This window comes from Streptomyces sp. NPDC014995 (assembly GCF_043080745.1).
Classification (GTDB): Bacteria; Actinomycetota; Actinomycetes; order Streptomycetales; family Streptomycetaceae; genus Streptomyces.
The window spans coordinates 140,372-160,682 of record NZ_JBIBVX010000013.1 but is presented as its reverse complement, the minus strand read 5'-3'; the positions used below and the strand labels follow the sequence as shown (position 1 = coordinate 160,682).

Annotated in this window: 20 protein-coding genes, 1 pseudogene and 1 riboswitch; of the genes and pseudogenes, 11 read left to right on the top strand and 10 right to left on the bottom strand. The window is 72.5% G+C overall.

Annotated features, from left to right (window positions below; translation table 11 throughout):
- The first annotated feature begins 46 nt into the window (after positions 1-46).
- The 5 genes and pseudogenes from ddaH (at position 47) to ACF1A1_RS25835 (ending at position 6,931) form a co-directional block, all read left to right on the top strand.
- Positions 47-859 (top strand): dimethylargininase, encoded by an 813-nt coding sequence (gene ddaH, locus ACF1A1_RS25855; RefSeq protein WP_392003122.1) that lies wholly within the window; start codon positions 47-49, stop codon positions 857-859.
- Positions 856-2,082, top strand: coding sequence for an ornithine--oxo-acid transaminase (rocD, locus tag ACF1A1_RS25850; protein ID WP_392003121.1), 1,227 nt, complete (start codon positions 856-858; stop codon positions 2,080-2,082). Before ddaH ends, rocD begins: the two co-directional genes overlap by 4 nt.
- A gap of 626 nt (positions 2,083-2,708) precedes the next feature.
- Complete coding sequence (locus ACF1A1_RS25845; protein ID WP_392003120.1) at positions 2,709-5,171, top strand: SpoIIE family protein phosphatase; 2,463 nt, start codon at positions 2,709-2,711, stop codon at positions 5,169-5,171.
- Between the two features lie 82 nt (positions 5,172-5,253).
- Positions 5,254-6,049: pseudogene (locus ACF1A1_RS25840) on the top strand (SpoIIE family protein phosphatase).
- 147 nt (positions 6,050-6,196) lie between these two features.
- Positions 6,197-6,931, top strand: coding sequence for a lysophospholipid acyltransferase family protein (locus tag ACF1A1_RS25835; protein ID WP_392003119.1), 735 nt, complete (start codon positions 6,197-6,199; stop codon positions 6,929-6,931).
- Between the two features lie 82 nt (positions 6,932-7,013).
- On the opposite strand, the gene ACF1A1_RS25830 is transcribed toward ACF1A1_RS25835, so the two are convergent.
- The 8 genes from ACF1A1_RS25830 to ACF1A1_RS25795 all read right to left on the bottom strand — a co-directional run bounded on the left by ACF1A1_RS25830 (position 7,014) and on the right by ACF1A1_RS25795 (position 14,112).
- Positions 7,014-8,612: an alpha/beta hydrolase gene (locus ACF1A1_RS25830; RefSeq protein WP_392003117.1), complete on the bottom strand. Its 1,599-nt coding sequence runs from the start codon at positions 8,610-8,612 to the stop codon at positions 7,014-7,016.
- 140 nt (positions 8,613-8,752) lie between these two features.
- Positions 8,753-9,508, bottom strand: a complete 756-nt coding sequence (locus ACF1A1_RS25825) for an urease accessory protein UreD (RefSeq protein ID WP_392003115.1) — start codon at positions 9,506-9,508, stop codon at positions 8,753-8,755.
- Position 9,509: 1 nt separating this feature from the next.
- A complete protein-coding gene (ureG, locus tag ACF1A1_RS25820; protein ID WP_392003113.1) occupies positions 9,510-10,187 on the bottom strand; it encodes an urease accessory protein UreG in 678 nt (225 codons plus the stop codon).
- A gap of 147 nt (positions 10,188-10,334) precedes the next feature.
- Entirely contained in the window at positions 10,335-11,009 is a 675-nt protein-coding gene (locus ACF1A1_RS25815; RefSeq protein WP_392003112.1) for an urease accessory protein UreF, read from the bottom strand.
- Positions 11,009-12,730, bottom strand: coding sequence for an urease subunit alpha (locus tag ACF1A1_RS25810; protein WP_392003110.1), 1,722 nt, complete (start codon positions 12,728-12,730; stop codon positions 11,009-11,011). Before ACF1A1_RS25810 ends, ACF1A1_RS25815 begins: the two co-directional genes overlap by 1 nt.
- Positions 12,723-13,034, bottom strand: a complete 312-nt coding sequence (locus ACF1A1_RS25805; protein WP_392003108.1) for an urease subunit beta — start codon at positions 13,032-13,034, stop codon at positions 12,723-12,725. Before ACF1A1_RS25805 ends, ACF1A1_RS25810 begins: the two co-directional genes overlap by 8 nt.
- 11 nt (positions 13,035-13,045) lie before the next feature.
- The gene (locus ACF1A1_RS25800; RefSeq protein WP_356577191.1) at positions 13,046-13,348 is read right to left on the bottom strand and encodes an urease subunit gamma; all 303 of its coding nucleotides are present in this window, start codon (positions 13,346-13,348) and stop codon (positions 13,046-13,048) included.
- A 116-nt stretch (positions 13,349-13,464) separates the two neighbouring features.
- Complete coding sequence (locus tag ACF1A1_RS25795) at positions 13,465-14,112, bottom strand: TetR/AcrR family transcriptional regulator (RefSeq protein WP_392003106.1); 648 nt, start codon at positions 14,110-14,112, stop codon at positions 13,465-13,467.
- A gap of 278 nt (positions 14,113-14,390) precedes the next feature.
- Here ACF1A1_RS25795 and ACF1A1_RS25790 point away from each other — a divergent pair, with 278 nt between their 5' ends.
- A complete protein-coding gene (locus tag ACF1A1_RS25790) occupies positions 14,391-15,404 on the top strand; it encodes an ABC transporter permease (protein WP_392003104.1) in 1,014 nt (337 codons plus the stop codon).
- Between the two features lie 122 nt (positions 15,405-15,526).
- Here ACF1A1_RS25790 and ACF1A1_RS25785 read toward each other — a convergent pair whose 3' ends face one another.
- Positions 15,527-15,805, bottom strand: a complete 279-nt coding sequence (locus tag ACF1A1_RS25785) for a type II toxin-antitoxin system Phd/YefM family antitoxin (protein ID WP_392003102.1) — start codon at positions 15,803-15,805, stop codon at positions 15,527-15,529.
- 64 nt (positions 15,806-15,869) lie between these two features.
- Here ACF1A1_RS25785 and ACF1A1_RS25780 point away from each other — a divergent pair, with 64 nt between their 5' ends.
- The 3 genes from ACF1A1_RS25780 (at position 15,870) to ACF1A1_RS25770 (ending at position 17,849) form a co-directional block, all read left to right on the top strand.
- Positions 15,870-16,505, top strand: coding sequence for an ATP-dependent Clp protease proteolytic subunit (locus tag ACF1A1_RS25780; RefSeq protein WP_392003100.1), 636 nt, complete (start codon positions 15,870-15,872; stop codon positions 16,503-16,505).
- A 7-nt stretch (positions 16,506-16,512) separates the two neighbouring features.
- Positions 16,513-16,821, top strand: coding sequence for a hypothetical protein (locus ACF1A1_RS25775; RefSeq protein ID WP_392003099.1), 309 nt, complete (start codon positions 16,513-16,515; stop codon positions 16,819-16,821).
- Positions 16,822-17,192: 371 nt separating this feature from the next.
- A riboswitch (cyclic di-AMP (ydaO/yuaA leader) is annotated at positions 17,193-17,372 on the top strand.
- Between the two features lie 3 nt (positions 17,373-17,375).
- A complete protein-coding gene (locus ACF1A1_RS25770) occupies positions 17,376-17,849 on the top strand; it encodes a C40 family peptidase (protein WP_392003097.1) in 474 nt (157 codons plus the stop codon).
- Between the two features lie 576 nt (positions 17,850-18,425).
- Here ACF1A1_RS25770 and ACF1A1_RS25765 read toward each other — a convergent pair.
- Positions 18,426-18,893, bottom strand: a complete 468-nt coding sequence (locus tag ACF1A1_RS25765) for an ATP-binding protein (RefSeq protein WP_392003095.1) — start codon at positions 18,891-18,893, stop codon at positions 18,426-18,428.
- 213 nt (positions 18,894-19,106) lie between these two features.
- Here ACF1A1_RS25765 and ACF1A1_RS25760 point away from each other — a divergent pair, with 213 nt between their 5' ends.
- A complete protein-coding gene (locus tag ACF1A1_RS25760; protein WP_392003093.1) occupies positions 19,107-19,982 on the top strand; it encodes a helix-turn-helix domain-containing protein in 876 nt (291 codons plus the stop codon).
- Complete coding sequence (locus tag ACF1A1_RS25755; protein WP_392003092.1) at positions 19,979-20,221, top strand: DUF397 domain-containing protein; 243 nt, start codon at positions 19,979-19,981, stop codon at positions 20,219-20,221. The genes ACF1A1_RS25760 and ACF1A1_RS25755 overlap by 4 nt, the downstream gene beginning before the upstream one ends.
- Positions 20,222-20,311 lie beyond the last annotated feature (90 nt).

Genomic DNA, 20,311 nt, shown 5'->3' with positions numbered 1-20,311 from the left:
TGTCAACCCCAAGTCGACACCGCAGGAAAAGCGGAGGAACCCCTCTGTGCCCGTCAGCCGTGTGCCGCACTCCCGGCGCTTCCTGGTCTGTGAACCCAGACACTTCGCCGTTCAGTACGCGATCAATCCCTGGATGCATCCCGACACCCCCGTCGACGTCGACCTCGCGCGGGAGCAGTGGCAGGCGCTGATCCGCGCCTACCGCGCCCACGGCCATACCGTCGACGCCGTCGAGCCGGCCCCCGGCCTCCCCGACATGGTCTTCGCCGCGAACTCCGCGGTCGTCGTGGACGGCCGTGTCTTCGGCTCCCTCTTCCACGCGCCGCAGCGGCGCCCCGAGTCCGTGCACTACGACACCTGGTTCAAGGCGGCGGGCTACGACGTCCACCGTCCCGAGTCCGTGTGCGAGGGCGAGGGCGACCTGGTGTGGACGGGCCGGTACGTGCTGGCCGGCACCGGGTTCCGTACCAGCCGGGAGGCGCACCGCGAGGTGCAGGAGTTCTTCGGCCACCCGGTGATCAGCCTGACGCTGGTGGACCCGCACTTCTACCACCTCGACACGGCGCTGTTCGTCCTGGACGACGAGAACGTCTCGTACTACCCGGAGGCGTTCTCGCCGGGCAGCCGGGAGGTGCTGGCGCGTCTGTACCCGGACGCGGTCCTGGCGACCCGCGAGGACGCGCTGGCGTTCGGGCTCAACTCCGTCTCCGACGGCCGTCACGTCTTCATCGCCCCCCGGGCGGAGGCGCTCGCCGCACGCCTGGCCGACCGCGGCTATGTCCCCGTCCCCGTCGACCTGTCCGAGTTCCAGAAGGCCGGCGGGGGCATCAAGTGCTGCACCCAGGAGATCCGTTCATGACCGCACCCGCTCGTACGCGTACCTCCGCCGACCTGATCCGGGCCGAGGAGCCCGTCCTCGCGCACAACTACCATCCGCTGCCCGTGGTCGTCGCACGCGCCGAGGGCACCTGGGTGGAGGACGTCGAGGGCCGCCGCTACCTCGACATGCTGGCCGGCTACTCCGCCCTCAACTTCGGCCACCGGCATCCGGCGCTGATCGAGGCCGCCCACCGCCAGCTGGACCGTCTGACCCTCACCTCCCGCGCCTTCCACAACGACCGCCTCGCCGAGTTCGCCGAGCGGCTCGCGGAGCTGACGGGCCTGGACATGGTGCTGCCGATGAACACCGGCGCCGAGGCGGTGGAGAGCGGCGTCAAGGTGGCCCGCAAGTGGGCGTACGAGGTGAAGGGCGTCCCGGCCGACCGGGCGACGATCGTGGTGGCGGCGGACAACTTCCACGGCCGAACGACGACGATCGTGAGCTTCTCGACGGACGAGACGGCGCGGCAGGGATTCGGTCCGTTCACGCCGGGCTTCCGGATCGTGCCGTACAACGACCTGGCGGCACTGGAGGCGGCGGTCGACGAGACGACGGCCGCGGTGCTGATCGAGCCGATCCAGGGCGAGGCGGGCGTCGTGATTCCCGACGACGGCTATCTGGCGGGCGTGCGTGAGCTGACCCGCCGCCGGGGCTGCCTCTTCGTCGCGGACGAGATCCAGTCGGGCCTGGGCCGCACGGGCCGCACGCTGGCCGTGGAGCACGAGGGGGTCGTGCCCGACGTGCTGCTGCTGGGGAAGGCCCTGGGCGGCGGCATCGTGCCGGTGTCGGCGGTCGTCGCCCGGCGGGAGGTGCTGTCGGTGCTGCGGCCGGGCGAGCACGGGTCGACGTTCGGCGGGAACCCGCTGGCGGCGGCGGTCGGCACGGCGGTGGTGGAGCTGCTGGAGACGGGCGAGTTCCAGCGACGGGCGGCCGAGCTGGGCGTCGCCCTGCGGGACGGGCTGACCGGGCTGGTCGGCAGGGGCGTCGTCGGCTTCCGCTCTCGCGGACTGTGGGCGGGGGTCGACGTGGACCCGGCGGTCGGCACCGGGCGGGAGATCGGGGAGCGGTTGCTGGCGGAGGGCGTCCTGGTGAAGGACACCCACGGCTCGACGATCCGGCTGGCACCCCCGTTGACGATCACCGCGGAGGAGCTGGGGTCGGCGCTGGGCGCGCTGGAGAAGGTGCTGGGGCACGGGGGCTGAGGGGGCGAGCCGCCTCCCCGCCGCCCGGGGCGTCGGGGGCGCCGTTCCGGGGACGTCCGGTTCCTCGCCTTCCGGCACCCGGGCGTCGGGGGCGCCGTTCCGGAGGACGTCCGGGATCCCGCCCCGGCACCCGGGCGGCGCCGCCCGAACCCGCCCGGCGCGGCGGCGGACACCCACCGGGCTCCTCCGCCGGGCGGCCTCGCGGGGATCCGTACCGGCCCCGCACCAAGCCACCGCGTTCCTCCGCGGGGCGGCCTCGCAAGGGTCCGTACCGGCGCCACGCCAAGCCTTCGGTGCCCCCGGAGACCCAGGGCGTCGGGGCGCCGTTCCGGGAGACGGTCCACTTCCTCGCCCCCGCCGCCCGGGCGGCGCCGCCCGAATCCGTCCGACGCGGCAGCGGACACCGACCCCGCGTTCCTCCGCCGGGCGGCCTCGCGGGGATCCGTACCGGCCCCGCACCAAGCCACCGCGATCCCCCGCCGAGCGGCCTCGCGAGGATCCGTACCGGCGCCCCGCCAAGCCTTCGGTGCCCCTGGAGGGAGTCGCGTCGCGCACATCGTGGATGCGGCAGGGTGAAGATGGAGGCAAGTGGTGGTAGACCACTCTCAGCGACAGAGAGGTCGACCGTGGGCACACAGGACGAGGACGGCGCTGCCCGCCGGCGGTTCGACGTGGCGGATGCCGCGCCCCTGCTGCTCGACGGGCGGGGGGTGGTGACCAGCTGGACCAGGGACGCCGAGCGGCTGCTCGGGTATCCGGCCGCCGAGGCGGTCGGGAAGGACCTGGCCGGGCTGCTCGCCCACGGCGACGCCGCGCGGGTCCCGGACGTGCTCGAACAGTGCCGCCGGGACGGCGGGTGGGCAGGGCTGCTGTCCGCCCGCCGCAGGGACGGGCAGCCGATCCCGGTCATGGCCCGGATCACCTCGGCGGACGAGCCCGGCGGCCCCTCGCGCTGGCTGGTGCTGCTGAACGAGAGGGGTGACGCCCCCGGCTGGGCCATGAGTCGTACCGTGCTGGAGCAGATGGTGGGCGACTCCCCGATCGGCATCGCGGTCGTCGACACCGACCTGCGCTTCGTGTGGTCGAACGCCGCCCTGGCCCGGTTCGGCGGCGGCCCGCCCGAGCGTCGGCTGGGCCTGCGGTTCGCGGACGTGCAGCCGGGCCTGGACGCGGAGGCGGTCGAGGTCCAGATGCGGCACGTGCTGGAGAGCGGCGAGACCGTCGTCGGCTACGAGCACGTCGGGCGGGTCCGGGCGGCACCGCACCGGGAGACCGCGCACATGCTGACGTTCACCCGTCTCGACGACGACCACGGCCACCCGATGGGCGTCTACTACACGGTCGTGGACATCACCGACCGCCACCGCGCCCGGCAGCGCCTCGCCCTGCTGGACCGGGCCGGCCGGCGCATCGGCCGCAGCCTGGACATCGCGCGAACCGCTCAGGAACTCGCCGACGTGGCGGTGTCCGGCTTCGCCGACGCCGTCACCGTGGACCTGCTGGAGGCGGTGCTGCGGGGTGCGGAGCCCACGACGGAGCCGGCGCAGGGCGGGGCCGTGGCGCTGCGGCGGGTCGGGCAGCAGTCGCCACGGGGCCCCGAAGCCACCGCCGACACCGATCCGCCCGTGGTCGCCTACCCGGTGGGCTCGCCCCCCGTCAGCTGTCTGGCCACCGGGCGGCCCTGGCGCGCGGAGCGGCTCGGCCCGGACGCCGAGGACTGGCGGCCGGTCCTGCCCGTCGTCGGCGGGGAGCATGTCGGGCCCCCCAGCGTGCTGGTCGTACCGGTCCGTGCCCGTGGCGCCACCCTGGGCGTCACCACGTTCCTGCGCCACCCCACGCAGGAGCCCTTCGACGAGGACGACGTCGTCCTGGCCGAGGACCTGGTCTCGCGGGCGGCCGTCTGTGTGGACAACGCCCGCCGCTACACCCGCGAGCGCGACGCGGCGCTGGTCCTCCAGCGCAGCCTGCTCCCCCACCGGCTGCCCGAGCAGGGCGCCGTCGAAGTGGCCGCCTGCTACCGGCCGGCCGACGTGCTGACCGGCGTCGGCGGCGACTGGTACGACCTGATCCCGCTGTCGGGCGCACGGGTGGCCCTGGTCGTGGGCGAGGTGCCGGGGCACGGCATCGACGCCGCCGCGGCCATGGGACAGCTGCGCACCGCCGTCCGTACGCTCGCCGCCCTGGACCTTCCGCCGGAGGAGGTCCTGGCCCACCTCGACGACCTGGTCGCCCGCACCGCCCGCGAGGAGGGCGCCGGTCCGGAGGCCGTGGTGGGCGGCGCCGGGGCCGCGGCGGAGGGCGCGGCGGCCGTGGGGTCGGGGTGCGTGTACGTCGTCTACGACCCCGTCGACGGGCGGTGCACGATGGCCACCGCCGGGCACCCCGCCCCGGCCGTCGTCCTGCCCGACGGCACGGTCAGCTTCGTCGACCTGCCGCAGGGGCCGCCCCTGGGCGCGGGCGGGCCGCCGTTCGAGTCGGCCGTACTGCGGTTGCTGCCGGACAGCACCATCGCGCTGCACACGGACGGTCTGCTGGCCCGCGGCGAGGAGTGGGCGCTCGACACGGGCCGCGAGCGGCTGCGCCGGGCCCTGGAGCGGCAGGCGTCCACGCTCGACCTGCGCTGCCGGGGGGTGATCGACGTCCTCGTCCCGGACCGTCCGCACGACGACGTGGCCCTGCTGATGGCACGCACCCGTCGTCTGTCCCCCGACCGGGTCGCGGACTGGGAGCTGCCCGCCGATCCGGCCGCGGTCGCCGAGGCCCGCAAGGCGGCGAGCCGCCGACTGGCCGACTGGGGCCTCGCGGAGCTGTCGTTCACCACCGAACTGGTGGTCAGCGAACTCGTCACCAACGCCATCCGCTACGCCACCGGCCCGATCCGGCTGCGCCTGATCCATGAGCGCGCGCTGGTCTGCGAGGTGCACGACGGCGGCGCCACCGCCCCCCACCTGCGCCATCCGCGCGCCACGGACGAGGGCGGGCGGGGGCTGCTGCTGGTCTCGCAGGTGAGCCGGCGGTGGGGTACCCGTTTCGTCCCCGACGGGAAGATCATCTGGGCCGAGCAGTCGCTCACCGGCCCCGAGGTGTGACACGGCCGCCTCTCCCCGTCACCCGAAATGAGAAAATGGCGCAATCTCGGCATATGAGGCACGGTCGGATGGGGCATGGGCCATGCAGGACACGGCGATCGACTACGCGGCGGTGTTCCGGACCCTGCCCGGCGCGGCGGCCCAGCTGACTCCCGGCCTGGAGTTCGCCGACGCCAACGAGGAGTTCCTGCGCGTCGCCGGCCGCCGGCGCGAGCAGATGGTCGGCCGTCACCCCTTCGAGGCCTTCCCGGACAACCCGAACGACCCCTCCGCCAGCGGTGTGCGCAACCTGAAGACCTCCCTGCGGCGGGTCCTGGTCACCGGCGAGCGCGACACGATGGCCCTCCAGCGCTACGACGTCGAGTCGCCCGACCGGCTGGGGCAGCTGCGCAGCGCGCTCAGCGCCGCCTCCCGGGTCGCCGACGGGCCGGCCGAGGCCCTGAACGTCCTCGGGCAGTACGCACACGTCGTGGACGGCGCCGAATCGGCCACCGCGGTCACCACGTTCATCGACTGCGACCGCCACACCATCACGTACAGCAGCGCCGGGCATCCCCCGCCCGTGCTGCTGCACGCCGACGGCCGCGTGGAGTTCCTCGACCGGGCCACCGACCCCCCCGCTCGACGCCCGCCCCGACCCGCTCCCGCGGCCGCAGGCCGTCACCGCCTACGACAGCGGCGCGATCCTCACGCTGTACACGGACGGCCTGGTGGAACGGCGGCGGGAGGACATCGACACCGGTCTGGCCCGCCTCGCCGACGCCCTCGCCCGCCACCGGTCCGCGGACCCCGAGACCCGCGCCGACACCGTCCTGCTGGAACTGCTGCCGCCCGGGGGCGCGACCGACGACACGGCGCTCGTCATCGTGCGGCTGTGAGGGGAGGCCCGCCCGGGTGGGTAACACACCGTCAGGCGGCCGGGTACCGGCCGCACCCGCCCCCGCCTACACTGGCAGCCCACACCATGCCGGTTGACCTGCCGGAACACGGCGGCCGCGCCGACCCGCCGGACTGAGGAGCGACCCTTGTTCTACTACCTCCTGAAATACGTGGTGCTGGGCCCTCTGTTGAGGCTGCTGTTCCGGCCCCGGATCGAGGGGCTGGAGCACGTTCCGGCGTCCGGCGCGGCGATCATCGCGGGCAACCACCTATCGTTCTCGGACCACTTCCTGATGCCGGCGGTCCTCAGGCGGCGCATCACCTTCCTGGCCAAGGCCGAGTACTTCACGGGTCCCGGCATCAAGGGCCGGCTGACCGCGGCCTTCTTCCGCAGCGCCGGGCAGATCCCCGTCGACCGCTCCGGCAAGGAGGCCGGCCAGGCCGCGATCCGCGAGGGCCTCGGCGTGCTGAGCAAGGACGAGTTGCTCGGCATCTACCCGGAGGGCACCCGCTCGCACGACGGCCGCCTGTACAAGGGCAAGGTCGGCGTCGCGGTGATGGCCCTGAAGGCCGGTGTACCGGTGATCCCCTGCGCGATGATCGGCACCTTCGAGGCCCAGCCGCCCGGCAAGGTGATCCCCGCCTTCCACCCCGTCGTCATCCGCTTCGGCGAGCCCCTGGACTTCTCCCGCTACGCCGGCATGGAGAACGAGAAGGCGGTCCTGCGCGCGGTCACCGACGAGATCATGTACGCGATCCTGACGCTGTCGGAGCAGGAGTACGTCGACCGGTACGCGGCCGTGGTCAAGGCGGAGGCGGAAGCGGAGGCGGAGGCGGCCAGGGAGAAGGCGCGCAGGTTCCCGCGGCTGCCGCTGAGTTGAGGTCCGGCGGATCGGGGCCCCGGCGCACACGGGTGAGGGGCGGCCGGTGGGATCCGGCCGCCCCTCGTCGCCGTGGCGGTGGTTACGGCTTGGGCGTGGCGTGCGGGGCGCAGGTCACGTCCGCGGTGTCGAGCTCACCGGTGAGGAGGTAGGCGTCCACCCGCGTGTTGACGCAGGAGTTGACCAGGCCGGTGACGCCGTGGGAGCCCGCATCCCTCTCGGTGATCAGGCGGGAGCCCTTGAAGCGCTCGTGCAGTTCGACGGCGCCCTCGTAGGGGGTGGCCGCGTCCCGCTCGGCCTGCACGATCAGCACCGGCGGCAGGTCCTTGTGGCTCCTGACGTTCACCGGCGTCCGCTGCTTGACCGGCCAGGTCGCGCAGGGCAGGTTCATCCAGGCGTTGGCCCAGGTCATGAACGGGTGCTCCGTGTGCAGCCGCGTGTTGTCGCGGTCCCACTTCTTCCAGCTGGTGGGCCACTTGGCGTCGGTGCACTCGACGGCCGTGTAGACGGCGTTGCCGTTCTCGGCGGCGGCGTTGCCGGCGGTGTCCGAGAGGTCGGGGGCGGCCGCGTCGATCAGGGCCTGCGTGTCACCGGCGACGTACTTGCCGAAGACGGTGGCGACGGACACCCACGCCGAGTCGTAGTACGGCGCGCTCTGGAAGAAGGAGATCAGCTCGGCCGGGCCGACGACCCCGCCGAGGGGGCTCTTCTTGGCGGTGGCCCGCAGTTCCAGCCACTTGGCCTGGACGGCCGCGCGGGTGGTGCCGAGGTGGAAGGTGGCGTCGTTGGCGGCGACCCAGTCCTGCCAGTCCTTCCAGCGGCCCTCGAAGGCGACGTCCTGGTCGAGGTTGGCCTCGTACCAGATCTTCTCGCGGGAGGGGTTGACCACGCTGTCGACGACCATGCGGCGCACGTGCCCCGGGAAGAGGGTGCCGTACACGGCTCCGATGTAGGTGCCGTAGGAGACGCCGAGGAAGTTCAGCTTCTTCTCACCGAGGGCGGCGCGGATGACGTCGAGGTCGCGCACCGTGTTCGGCGTGGTCATGTACGGGAGCATCTCGCCGCTGCGCTCGTAGCAGCCCTCGGCGTACTCGCGGGCGAGCTTGCGCTGGGCGAGCTTGTCGGCCTCCGTGTCCGGGACCGGGTCGGCCTTGGGTGCCTTGACGAACTCCTGCGGGTCGGCACAGGAGATGGGCGTGGACTTGCCGACGCCTCGCGGGTCGAAGCCGACGAAGTCGTAGGCCTTGGCGATGTTGGCCCATACGGGGGCCTTGGTGGTCACGCGGCGCGGGAAGCGCAGGCCGGAGCCGCCGGGTCCGCCGGGGTTGTAGACGAGCGCGCCCTGGCGCTCCTCCTTCGTCCCCGTGTTGCCGATGCGGTCGACGGCGAGCTTGATCTGCTTGCCGTCGGGCTTGGCGTAGTCGAGCGGCACGGTGACCCAGCCGCACTGGATCGGCTTCTCCAGGCCCCAGTCGGCGGGACAGTCCTGCCAGTCGATCCCGGCCTTCGCCGCGCGGTCCGCGGCGATCGCGGCACCCCGCATCTCCCGGTCCTGCCCCGCCCGGCCGCTGGTCGCGCTCGCCGTGGGGGCGGCCAGCGCCCCGGCCATCAGGGTCGCGGCGACGAGCACGCCGGCCGAGCCGAGCGCCGCCGTCCGCCTGTGCGGTCGTATGTCCCTCAAGTGGGGCCCTCCCCGTACCTATTGACGTCAGGTACGGGTGATCCTCGCCGCTGTGAGGTTGCTGAGAACAGCCCTCGTTGACCTTCTTTGCCAATCCGATAACCGGAGAGTTTCGTACGATGACCGGATGAAGGGACGGATCAGGCCAGGGAGTTGAGGGCCTCGTCCAGTACGCGCCGCAGCCGCAGCCCGTCCGGCGCGACGGCGGTGACCAGGGCGGCGGGCCCGGCGAGCGGCACGAGCGTGACGGTGTCCCCGAGGACCCGTGCGGTCACGGGGTGATCGCCGAACTCCGGGCGCACGACGACCAGTTGACCGAGGGCGCGGTGTCCCGCGAGGACGGCGGGCCCGTCCCAGCCGCCGGGAGCGCCCGGCCCGCAGGACAGCTCCTGGTCGAGCACGGCCCGTCCGCCGACCCGCACGACGAGGCGGCTGGTGAGGCGCCCGGGATCCTCCCCGGCCCGCCCGAGCACCTGCTCCTCGCGCAGCACGAGCCGCGCGGCGGGAGCGAGGTCGACGCGGGTGGTGACGTACAGGTCACTGCCCCTGGCCGAGATCAACGGCTCGGGCAGCCAGTGCAGTTCACCGCCGTCGGCGACGTCGATCCGTACGTCGTAGCGGGCCTCGTCCTTGATCTGTCCCGGCAGGGCGATGGTGGCGGCGGCCGAGCCCAGGCGCAGCCGGGCACCGCTCTCGACGGCCGCCTCGACGGCGAAGCGGTCGCCGCCGAGGGGTCCGCTCATCGCCCCGACGAGCACGACACGTGCCTCACCGCCGTCGCCGCCGCGGGTCCGCCGCAGCGCGAGGGGGCCGTCGCTGTCGAGGACGGGCAGGGAGGTCCCCCCGCGTCCGTCCTCACGTGCCCGGATCCGCGCGGTGGCGTGCACACCGCTCATGTCACGCCGCCCACGCCGCGAGCTGCGCCCGCACCCACGCGGCGACGTCCCGCACGCCGGTCTCGCTCCGCAACGACTGGAAGACGACCGGCAGTTCGGCGCGCTGCGCCTTGGCGTCGGCGGCCATCCGGGCGAGGTCGGAGCCGACGTGCGGCGCGAGGTCGGTCTTGTTGACGATCAGCAGGTCGGCGGTGGTGACCCCCGGCCCGCCCTTGCGCGGGATGTCGTCCCCGCCGGCGACGTCGATGACGAAGATCTGCGCGTCCACGAGCCCCTTGGAGAAGGTGGCGGTGAGATTGTCCCCACCGGACTCGACGAGGATGAGGTCGAGCGGCCCGACCTCGTCCTCCAGGTCCTCCACGGCTTCGAGGTTGGCGGAGATGTCGTCGCGGATCGCGGTGTGCGGGCAGGCGCCCGTCTCCACGGCCGTGATCCGCTCGGGCGGCAGCACGGCCTCCCGGAGGAGGAATGCGGCGTCCTCGCGCGTGTAGATGTCGTTGGTGACGACGGCGAGCGACAACTCGTCCCGCAGCGCCCGGCACAGCGCCGCCACGGTGGCGGTCTTCCCGGAACCCACGGGCCCACCGAGCCCGATCCGCAGGGCACGCCGGGACCCGTCGGGCCGATGGGCGTCGGCACCGAGGGCCGGGGCGGTCTCGTGGGAGTGGTCGAGGTGCATGTGCGGCTCCTTGGGGAGGGGTCAGGGGTGGGTCGGGGTGCCGGGGGCGAAGCCCCCGCCGGGGTCCGGGGGCGGAGCCGGCGGAGGGCGCCCCGATGGGGGCACCGCTTGTCCTGCCGAGTCAGGCGGGTGGGCGGACGTGAGGCGTCAGGAGGCGAACAGCCGTACCGGCCACGCCGCGTGCACCTCCGCCCCGATCTCCAGCAACGGCGCCGAGGCCGCGGGCAGCGCGTCGACGCCGGCGTCCGGCACGGCCTCCCCCGCCGTCACCGCCCGACCGACCACCCGGTCCAGCTCCGGCGCCAACCGGGCCAGCACCGCCGTGGCGTCGAACGGGTCGAGGCTCAGCAACCGCACCACCGCTGTCGCCGGCCCGCTCACGCTCTCGTACGCCGCGCAGTACGCCGCGTCCCGCGGTCCGAGTCCGGCCGCCCGGGCGGCGAGCCCCCACACCACCGGCTGATGGGCGCCCTTGGGAAACGCCCGTGCCACGGCGTCCAGTTCGGCGCTCGGCCAGGCCGCCCGAGCCGCCCGCATCAGCTGCCGCCCCAGCTTCCGCGCGGCGACACGCAGCGCGGGGGACGGCGTCCGGGCGTCGGCCGCCGCGTCGAGCCGCGCCGGGTCGCACCCGGCCGCGGCGGCCGCGGCCAGCGCCGCCGCCACCAGTCCCGCCGTGTGCAACCGGCCCCGGCAGAAGTCCTCCAGGCTCGCCGCACCGGTGATCCGGCCGGCCTTGACGGCCTGCTCCGCCCCGCCGGAGTGCGCGTGCCCTCCGGCGGGAAAGCGGCCGTCCGCCAGGACGAGAAGCGCTGCCCCGGTCATCAGAACAGGAAGTAACGCTGGGCTATGGGCAGTTCGGCCGCCGGCGTCGCCTCGACGAGTTCTCCGTCGATGTGCACGGCGAAGCTGTCGGGGTCGACCTCGACCCGCGGCCGGGCGTCGTTCTCCCGCATGTCCGCCTTGGTGACACCCCGCGTGGACTCGATGGCGACGAACTTCTTGCCCAGTTGCAGCCGCTCCGGCAGCCCGTCCTCGATCGCGAGTGGCGCCACGAAGTTGAAGGAGTTGGCGGCCGGCGCCCGCCCGATCGCCCCGTACATCGGGCGGGGCAGGATCGGCTGCGGGGTGGGGATGGAGGCGTTGGCGTCGCCCATCTGCGCGTACGCGATCTGTCCGCCCTTGATGACGAGGTGCGGCTTGACGCCGAAGAACGCCGGTTCCCACAGGACGAGGTCGGCGAGCTTGCCGGTCTCGACGGAGCCGATCTCCCGGGCCAGACCCTGCGCGAGCGCCGGGTTGATCGTGTACTTGGCGACGTAGCGGCGGACCCGGTGGTTGTCCGCCCGCCCGTCGCCGGGCAGCGCGCCCCGCCGCCGCTTCATCACGTGCGCGGTCTGCCAGGTCCGCAGGACGACCTCGCCGACCCTGCCCATGGCCTGCGAGTCGGAGGAGATGATCGAGATGGCGCCGAGGTCGTGCAGGACGTCCTCCGCGCCGATCGTCGACGGCCGGATCCGGGACTCGGCGAACGCCAGGTCCTCCGGTACCGCCGGGTTGAGGTGGTGGCACACCATCAGCATGTCGAGGTGTTCCTCGGCGGTGTTCACGGTGAACGGCCGCGTCGGGTTCGTCGAGCTGGGCAGCACGTGCGGCTCGGAGACGACGGTCATGATGTCCGGCGCGTGCCCGCCGCCCGCGCCCTCGGTGTGGTAGGCGTGGATGCCGCGTCCGGCGATCGCGGCGAGCGTGTCGCCCACGAATCCGGCCTCGTTGAGGGTGTCGGTGTGGATGGCGACCTGGATGCCGGTCCGGTCGGCGACGGTCAGCGAGGCGTCGATGACGGCCGGCGTGGACCCCCAGTCCTCGTGCAGCTTCAGGCCCAGCGCACCGCCCCGGATCTGCGAGAGCATCGCCTCGTGCGAGACGGTGTTGCCCTTGCCGAGGAACCCGATGTTCAGCGGGTACTGCTCCATCGCCTCCAGCATGCGCGCCAGGTGCCACGGGCCGGGCGTCACGGTCGTCGCCTTGGAGCCCTCGGCCGGCCCGGTGCCGCCGCCGACCAGCGTGGTGACGCCCGACGACAGCGCCTCGTCGGCGATCTGCGGGCAGATGAAGTGGACGTGCGCGTCGATGGCTCCGGCGGTGACGATCCGGCCGTTGCCGGCGATGACCTCGGTCTCCGGGCCGATCACCAGGTCCGGGTGCACCCCGTCCATGGTGTCCGGGTTGCCCGCCTTGCCGATGCCGGTGATCCGGCCGTCGCGGATGCCGATGTCGGCCTTGACGATTCCCCAGTGGTCCACGATCACGGCACCGGTGATGACGGTGTCGGGCGTGCCCTCCGCGCGCGTGGCCCGGGCCTGCCCCATGGACTCCCGGATGACCTTGCCGCCGCCGAACACGGCCTCGTCCCCGGCGAGACCGGGACCGCCGGAACGGTCCTCCTCGATCTCGACGATCAGGTCGGTGTCGGCGAGCCGGATGCGGTCACCCGTGGTCGGGCCGAACAGGTCGGCGTACGCGGCACGCGAGATCTCAGGCATCGAGGGCACCTCCGGTCTCCCCGCGCAGACCGGGCACCACGCGGGCGCCGGCCAGGGGGACGAGTTCGACGTCGACGGGTATCCCGGGCTCGAAGCGCACGGCGGTTCCGGCGGCGACGTTCAGCCGCTTGCCGCGGGCGGCGGCGCGGTCGAACTCCAGACCGGGGTTGGCCTCCGCGAAGTGGTAGTGGGAGCCGACCTGGACGGGCCGGTCGGCGGCGTTGAGGACGGTGAGCCGGGTGACCTCGCGGCCCTCGTTGCAGACGATCGGGTCCTCGGCGAACAGGATCTCTCCGGGAATCATCGAGGCCCCCCTCAGACGATCGGGTCGTGGACGGTGACGAGCTTGGTGCCGTCCGGGAAGGTCGCCTCGACCTGGACGTCGTGGATCATCTCGGGCACGCCCTCCATCACGTCGTCCCGGGTGAGCAGCTTGCGCCCGGAGGACATGAGCTCGGCGACGGTACGGCCGTCCCGGGCTCCCTCGAGGATGTGCGACGTGATGAGCGCGACGGCCTCGGGGTGGTTGAGCCTGAGCCCACGGGCCCGGCGCTTCTCGGCGACGTCGGCCGCCACATGGATCAGCAGCCTCTCCTGCTCGTGCGGGGTCAGTTGCACGTCCCACCTCACATCCTCGCTCCGGACCGTGCGGGGCCCGGTTGCCGCGGCCACCGGGAAAAGTCCCTGGCTGGCGTAGAGGAGGGGCAGGCTAATTGGACCGCATTTCGAGCAAGTTAACCGAGCTGTGATCCCCGGGCTTCCGGTTCCGTGCCCGGCACGCTCATCAACGCGCGCAGACCGTCCCGCAGGATCTCCACCGGGGTGGGCCCGAACAGGGACTGCTGGGCGATGAAGCCCAGGACCGCGGCGATCATCGTGCGGGCCACGTGGTCGGGCGGCACGTCCGACCGCATGGTCCCCGCCTTCTGGTAGGCCTCGACGATCCGTCCCCAGGCCGCGCGCACCGAGCCGTACCCCTCGCGCAGGACGGCCGCCAGCTCGTCGTTGCGCGGGATCTCCGACCACACCTGGACGACCAGGCGCGGGAAGGCGGGGACGCCGTCGAGGGTGAGGGACTCGCGCAGGCCGAGGGTCCGGCTGAGGACGGAGGGCACGAGGACGTCGGGGGACGGGGGCGGGCTCTGCGCGGCGGCCGCCTCGAAGGCCGCGCGGACCTCGCCCAGCACCTCCGAGACGATCGCGGTGATCAGTTCCTCCTTGCCGCTGAAGTAGCGGTACACCGCCCCGGCCGAGAGGTCGGCCTCCTTCAGCACGTCCTGCATCGAGGTGGCGTGGAAGCCGTTGCGGGCGAAGCAGAGCGCGGCGGCGTCGAGGATCTGCCGGCGGCGGGCGTCGAGGTGGGCCTGGGATACGCGTGCCATGGACCTCAACCTAAAACGAACGTTCCTTCTTGACAAGGGACGCCCGTCCGCCGCACGGTGGTGTCACAGGTAAAACGAACGATCCTTCTTTTTAATCGCCCGAATCGATCCCGACCCGTCCCGGACCGCCCCCGGCCCATCCCGGACCCCGATCCCGGACCCATCCCGGAGTCCGGCTCCGTACCCGCTTCCGGACAGCCCGCACCGCCCGGGAGCACCGGGAAGACCGGGCCGACCGGGAAGACAGGTCCGGCCGGGAAGACTCAGAGGAGATCCCCATGTCCACTGCTCCCGCCCCCTCCACCAGGGCCCCAGCCCGGCGTGCATGGGCAGTCGTCGTCCTCGTCCCCGTCCTCGCGGCGCTCGCGCTGTGGGCCTTCGCCTGGCCCGCCGCCCGCACCGCGCCCCGCGACCTGCCGCTCGGTGTGGCGGGCCCGGCCGCCGCGACCGCGCAGCTGGAGAAGCGGCTCCGGCAGCAGGAGGGCGCCTTCGAGATCCACCGCTACGACGACGAGGCCGCCGCCCGCGCCGCGATCGAGGACCGGACAGTATACGGCGCCGTGGTCGTCACCGGCCGGAGCCCCGAACTGCTCACCGCCTCGGCCGCGAGCCCGGTCGTCGCCCAGCTGTTGCAGCAGGCGGTGGCGGAACGGGCCGCCGCCCAGGGCACCGAGGTGCCGACCGTGGACGTCGTCGCAGCTCCGGAGAAGGACCCGCGTGGCGCGGCCCTGAACGCGAGCGTGCTGCCGCTGGCGCTGGCCGGCATCGTCGCGGGCTCGGTGGTGACCCTGCTCGGCCTGCGCGGGATCCGCGCCGCGCTGGCGCTGGTCGGTGCGGCCGCCCTGGTGGGCGTGGTCGCGGCGGCGCTCGCGCACAGCTGGCTCGGGGTGCTCACCGGCGACTGGTGGGCGGAGGCCGCGACGCTCGGCCTGTCGACGCTGGCGGTGAGCGCGGCCGTGGCCGGGTGCGCCGCGCTGATCGGCACGGCGGGCATCGGCCTGATGGCGTTCACGGTGATGTTCCTGGGCAATCCGTTCTCCGGGGCGGCCTCGGCCCCGCAGATGCTGCCGGAGCCGGTCGGCGTGATCGGCCAGTGGCTGCCGCCGGGCGCGGGGACGACGCTGCTGCGCTCGGTGTCGTTCTTCGACGGCGCCGCGGCGACCGGCCCGGCCCTGACCCTCACCTGGTGGGCCGCGCTGGGGCTCGGCACGGTGCTGCTGGGTGACGCGATGAAGGAACGCGCCAGGAGTGCCGTACGGCCCGCCGAGCGGGAGCCCGCACTCACCGGCTGATCACCGGCTGGCCCGCCGGCCACCCGGGCGACCGCGCACCTCCGCTGTAGCGGCCGGGGGTGCGCGGTCCTTTTCGCGGGGCGCCCTGAAACCCGTGGGAGGGACTGAGCCCGTGGGAGGAGTCAGGAGGGGGTGGATCCCCGGTGCTCCGCCGCGATGCCGAACCGCTGCCGTTCGCGGGGAGCGGACGCGACCTCGCGGACCGCGGAGACCGAGCTGATCACCTGGTCCTCGGCCGGGGCGTCGAGGGCGTCGAGACGCTCCAGGTCGGAGGCGGAGACGAGGGCGACGAGGGGCTTGCCGTGCCGTGTCACCACGACGCGTTCACCGCCGTACACCACCCGGTTGATCAGGTCGGCGAGTTCAGCCCTGGCTTGCGTCACCGGAATCTCGTAGGCCATGCCCCCATTCTAACGTCACGTACATCCTGTACATTTTTTACAGACGCAGAAGGAGGGGGTTCCCATGACCCGACCGTCCGCCCGATATGTCCTGCCCGAGTTCACCGAACGCACGAGTTCCGGGCACCGGACGCTGGATCCGTACTCCAAGCTCCTGGAGGAGCGGATCGTCCTCCTCGGGACACCGATCGACGACACGTCGGCGAACGATGTGATGGCCCAGTTCATGTACCTGGAGCACAAGGACCCGGACCGGGACATCTCGCTGTACATCAACTCCCCCGGCGGCTCGTTCAGCGCGATGACGGCCGTCTACGACACGCTCCGGTACATCACGTGCGACGTGGAGACCCTCTGCCTGGGCCAGGCCGGCGCGTCCGCCGCCGTCCTGCTGGCCGCGGGCACGCCGGGCAAGCGGTCGGTGCTGCCGGGCGCGCGCGTCGTCATCCGCCAGCCGGCCCTCCCCGAGCCGATCGAGGGCCAGGCCAGCGACCTGGTGATCCAGGCCGAGGAGTTGACCCGCACCCGCGCCCGCCTGGAGGAGATGCTCGTACGGCACACCGGGCGCACTCCGGAGCAGGTGAGCGCGGACATCGAGCGGGACCGCGTCCTCGACGCGCGAGAGACCGTGGAGTACGGGCTGGCGGACCGGATCGTCCCGAGCCGCAGGGGCGCCGGCGACGCGTCGGGCGCGAGGTGACCTGCCGATGCTGCCTCCCGAGCTGCCGCCGCTGCCCGCGCTGACCCGCGCCGAGGCCGAGCTGATCGACCGTTATCTGGAGGTGGTCGACCTGGTCGGCCGGATCAACCCCGCCCACCACGGCGACACCTACCGCGGACTGCGGGCCGCCCAGGCGCTGGTCGGCAGGGCGACCGCGCTGCGTGACGCGCTGGCGCTGATGCACCAGCGGGGCGAGAGCGAGCTGCACGCGCCGACGCTCGCGCGGGCGCTGCGCGTCCTGGACGGGGAGCGCCGCACGGCGCGCGTCACGGTGCCTCCACTCCCCGACAGTTGACGCACGGGTGTCCCGTCGGGACCGTGTTCGCCGAGAGCGTGACGTCCGGACCGGAGTCGAAACGGCCCAGAAGACGTACCCCTGTTCGGAGTAGCCGCGGCTGCTTTTTCCAGACCACAGCGGTTGCGCAAAGGAGGGACCGCCGGGCCGGAAGGAGAGGTTCCTGTGCTGGTCCGGGGGCATTTCGTCGTCTTGACACCTGACCGGCCATCAGGGTGTCCACCCGAACGGGTGAGTGGTGAGTAACCCCACAAATCCCCGGTTGCGTTGGGATTTTCGGACATGGGTGCGCCAAGATCCCTGACTGACGACAAGCCCCCGCCACAAGCGGCGGGGCGGTCCGGGCGGACGCCGAGTCCTGCCGCCGCCCGGATGACCGGTCGACAGAAGTGCATCGGCAGGAGTGGAGGACCCAGGCAAGACGGGTCGCCGGAACGGTCACGCCATGGCCGGGCCGAGCAGCCCTTGGGGTGAAGCCGCAGCAGCGGCCGGGCAACTTTGTCAGCCCGAATCCGACAGGTCATCCTTCACAGGCGGCTGACGAAGGGTTGCGCATGACTGCGCTCAATCGTGTCCCGTCGCTCATGGCCCGTGCCGGTACGGCCTCGGCCTTCGCCATCGCCGCCGTGGGCGGCTCGATCGTGGTCCCGGGTGTCGCCTCCGACGCCGCGGCCGCCACCCCCGCGACGAAGGCGCTCCAGGTCGCGGCCTCCAAGAAGGGCTCCCCCTACAAGTACGGTGCCGCGGGGCCGAACAGGTTCGACTGCTCCGGGCTCACGCTGTACTCGTACAAGAAGGCGGGCAAGAAGCTCCCCCGTACGGCGGCCCAGCAGTACAACAAGACCAAGCACATCTCGGCGGGCAACCGCAAGGCCGGTGACCTCGTGTTCTTCCACTCGGGGTCGAACGTGTACCACGTGGGGATCTACGCCGGTAAGGGCAAGATCTGGCACTCGCCGAAGACCGGGGACGTGGTGCGGCTGCAGAAGCTCTGGACCAAGAGCGTCTGGTACGGCCGGGTCAAGTGATCTTCCGGGGCGGTGGCGGCCCCCTGACGCGCCGCCACCGCCCCGGGGCTCGCTCCCCGGGCCCCACGGGTCCGCGACGGCGAGGTTCCGAGGGATGACGGCCCCCAGGGGCCGTCAGGAGCTCTCCGACGGTCGCCTTCCGCCTTGAAGGCCGTAGGCGGTCTGAAGGCCGTAGGCGGTCTGAAGGCCGTAGGCGGTCCGAAGGCCGTAGGCGGTCCGAAGGCCGTAGGCGGTCCGAAGGCCGTAGGCGGTCGGTCAAGACCATGAGCGGGCCGGTGGAGGCCCGTGGGCGGCCGGTGGAAGCGTAGGCGGCCGGTGGAGGCCGTGAGGCGACCGGTGAAGGCCGTGGGGCAGCCGGTGGAAGCAGTACGGCAGTCGGTCGGACCGCACACGGCTGATCGAGGTCGTACGAGGGCGATCAAGCCGTATGAGGCGGTCCCGCCCACGCTGCTGCGCCGCGGACTGGTCCGCCTCCGTACCCAGGGGAGCGACCCGGCCCTGCGCCAAGCGGCTCGCGTGACCCGGGGCACGGCTGCCGGCCGAGTGGGGTCGACGGTGTCGCCCCGCCCCCACGGTTCACGGCTCCTGCTGGCCCGCCGTGGCCACCGGTTCCACCGGTGCCACCGGGACCGTCCACGGCAGTTCGATGAAGACGGTCTTGCCGCCCTCGCGGGTGGGGCGGACCCGGAGTTTGCCGCCGCACTCCGCGGTCAGCCAGCGGATGATCACCATGCCCCGGCCGTTGTCCTGCTGGACGGCGGCCGGCAGGCGTTTGGGAAAGCGCGGGTGGCTGTCGGTGACGCCGAGGCGCAGGCGTTCGTCACGTTCGAGCACCAGGTCCACCGTGAAGGTGGGTGACTGCCCCAGGGTGTGCTGTACGGCGTTGGTGGCCAGTTCGGAGACGATGAGGCGGATGGTGTCGGCGACCTCCGTCTCGGCGGGCAGGCCCCACTCCCCCAGCGTGGTCAGCACGAACGTGCGGGCCGTGGACACCGAGGCGGGATCGCTCGGCAGAGTGACGGATGCTTCCAGATGGTCTGCCATGGCGACCTCGTCCCTTTCCCACGGGACCGGAGTCCGACATGGTGCGGATGGTTCGAGTACGGTCCCGGACTGGTGCTTCGTCGCCAGACTGCCATCACCGCGCCCGTCACGGGTGGCGATCCACCAAGATATGCATATATCTGTCGCCCGATGCGGTGAACTCTGCCACGGCAGAGCGTATTTGGACGGCTCGGAAGGAGTAGGGAGACTCCGATGCAGCACGGTCCCGCGGTGCGCCGCCGAAAACTGGGCGCCGAACTGCGGGCCTTGCGCGCCCGCTTCGGGCTCACCAGTGGTGAGGCGGCCCGGCTCGTGGGCTGGCACCAGTCGAAAGTGAGCCGGATCGAGACGGGCACCAGCAGTACGAAACCGGCCGATGTGCGGTTACTCCTCGACGCCTACGGCGTGACCGATCCCCAACTGCGCGAACTGATGCTGGCGTTGGCGGGATCGGCCGACAGCGGCGGGCGGGATCACTGGGTGCACGCCTATCGCGGCGTACTGCCGCCCGCCTACCGGGACTTCATCAGCCTGGAGTCGCAGGCGAGTGCGATGCGCACGCTGGAGACGACCGTGGTACCGGGGCTGCTCCAGACGCCCGAGTACGCGCGGGCGGTGACCCGGGCCGCCGTCGAGGGCGTCGACGAGGAGCAGCTGGACACGCTGGTGGAGGTGCGGCTGGCCCGGCAGGACGTGCTGCGCGCCGAGCCGCCGCTGGAACTGAACGCGGTGCTGGACGAGGCGGTGCTGCGGCGGGAGGTGGGTGGTCCCGAGGTCATGGCGAGGCAGCTGGAACGGCTGGTGGAGGCAGCACGGCTGCCCCAAGTGAGGCTCCAGGTCCTGCCGTTCACGGCCGGGGCACACATAGGCGTCACCGGGCCTTTCGTTATCTTCTCATTTTCGAGCACTTCTGATCTGGATGTGGTTGTTCTCGACCACTTGACGAGTAGCCTCTATCTCGAACGGAAAGAAGACCTCCAGGCCTACACCGAGGCCTTCAACGCCCTTCGGGCGCATGCCCTTTCACACGAAGACACAGTGGATTACATCGCCGCGACAGCTGACGGCGCGCGTAAGGAGGCACCATGACCGCACTGCCTCGGAACGTACCTTCCAGCACCGACCTGCACGATCCCCATCATCCGCAGGGTCTGCGGTGGCTGCGCAGCAGCTACAGCACGGGAGCCAACAACTGCGTCGAGACGGCCCGCCCGGCCACCGGACCGTGGGCCGGTCTGCTCGCCGTACGGGACTCCAAGAACCCGGCCGGACCCGCCCTGCTCTTCTCCCCCGAGAGCTGGACGGGCTTCACGGCCGCGCTCCGCTGACCCCCGCCCTTCCCGACCTGTCCACCTTTTCCACGCTTTCCACCCTTTCCAGGCGACTACCCGTCGCCCGGGTGCACGGCCGTGTCACGC

Bases quoted from the DNA above. Each gene is read 5' to 3' on its own strand.
- ACF1A1_RS25755 (WP_392003092.1), top strand. From the start codon at position 19,979: ATGACCGCACTGCCTCGGAACGTACCTTCCAGCACCGACCTGCACGAT.
- ACF1A1_RS25775 (WP_392003099.1), top strand. From the start codon at position 16,513: ATGCTGCCTCCCGAGCTGCCGCCGCTGCCCGCGCTGACCCGCGCCGAG.
- ureG (WP_392003113.1), bottom strand. From the start codon at position 10,187: ATGCACCTCGACCACTCCCACGAGACCGCCCCGGCCCTCGGTGCCGAC.
- ACF1A1_RS25785 (WP_392003102.1), bottom strand. From the start codon at position 15,805: ATGGCCTACGAGATTCCGGTGACGCAAGCCAGGGCTGAACTCGCCGAC.
- ACF1A1_RS25805 (WP_392003108.1), bottom strand. From the start codon at position 13,034: ATGATTCCCGGAGAGATCCTGTTCGCCGAGGACCCGATCGTCTGCAAC.
- ACF1A1_RS25780 (WP_392003100.1), top strand. From the start codon at position 15,870: ATGACCCGACCGTCCGCCCGATATGTCCTGCCCGAGTTCACCGAACGC.
- rocD (WP_392003121.1), top strand. From the start codon at position 856: ATGACCGCACCCGCTCGTACGCGTACCTCCGCCGACCTGATCCGGGCC.
- ACF1A1_RS25825 (WP_392003115.1), bottom strand. From the start codon at position 9,508: ATGAGCGGTGTGCACGCCACCGCGCGGATCCGGGCACGTGAGGACGGA.
- ACF1A1_RS25810 (WP_392003110.1), bottom strand. From the start codon at position 12,730: ATGCCTGAGATCTCGCGTGCCGCGTACGCCGACCTGTTCGGCCCGACC.
- ACF1A1_RS25765 (WP_392003095.1), bottom strand. From the start codon at position 18,893: ATGGCAGACCATCTGGAAGCATCCGTCACTCTGCCGAGCGATCCCGCC.
- ACF1A1_RS25760 (WP_392003093.1), top strand. From the start codon at position 19,107: ATGCAGCACGGTCCCGCGGTGCGCCGCCGAAAACTGGGCGCCGAACTG.
- ACF1A1_RS25795 (WP_392003106.1), bottom strand. From the start codon at position 14,112: ATGGCACGCGTATCCCAGGCCCACCTCGACGCCCGCCGCCGGCAGATC.
- ACF1A1_RS25790 (WP_392003104.1), top strand. From the start codon at position 14,391: ATGTCCACTGCTCCCGCCCCCTCCACCAGGGCCCCAGCCCGGCGTGCA.
- ACF1A1_RS25770 (WP_392003097.1), top strand. From the start codon at position 17,376: ATGACTGCGCTCAATCGTGTCCCGTCGCTCATGGCCCGTGCCGGTACG.
- ACF1A1_RS25815 (WP_392003112.1), bottom strand. From the start codon at position 11,009: ATGACCGGGGCAGCGCTTCTCGTCCTGGCGGACGGCCGCTTTCCCGCC.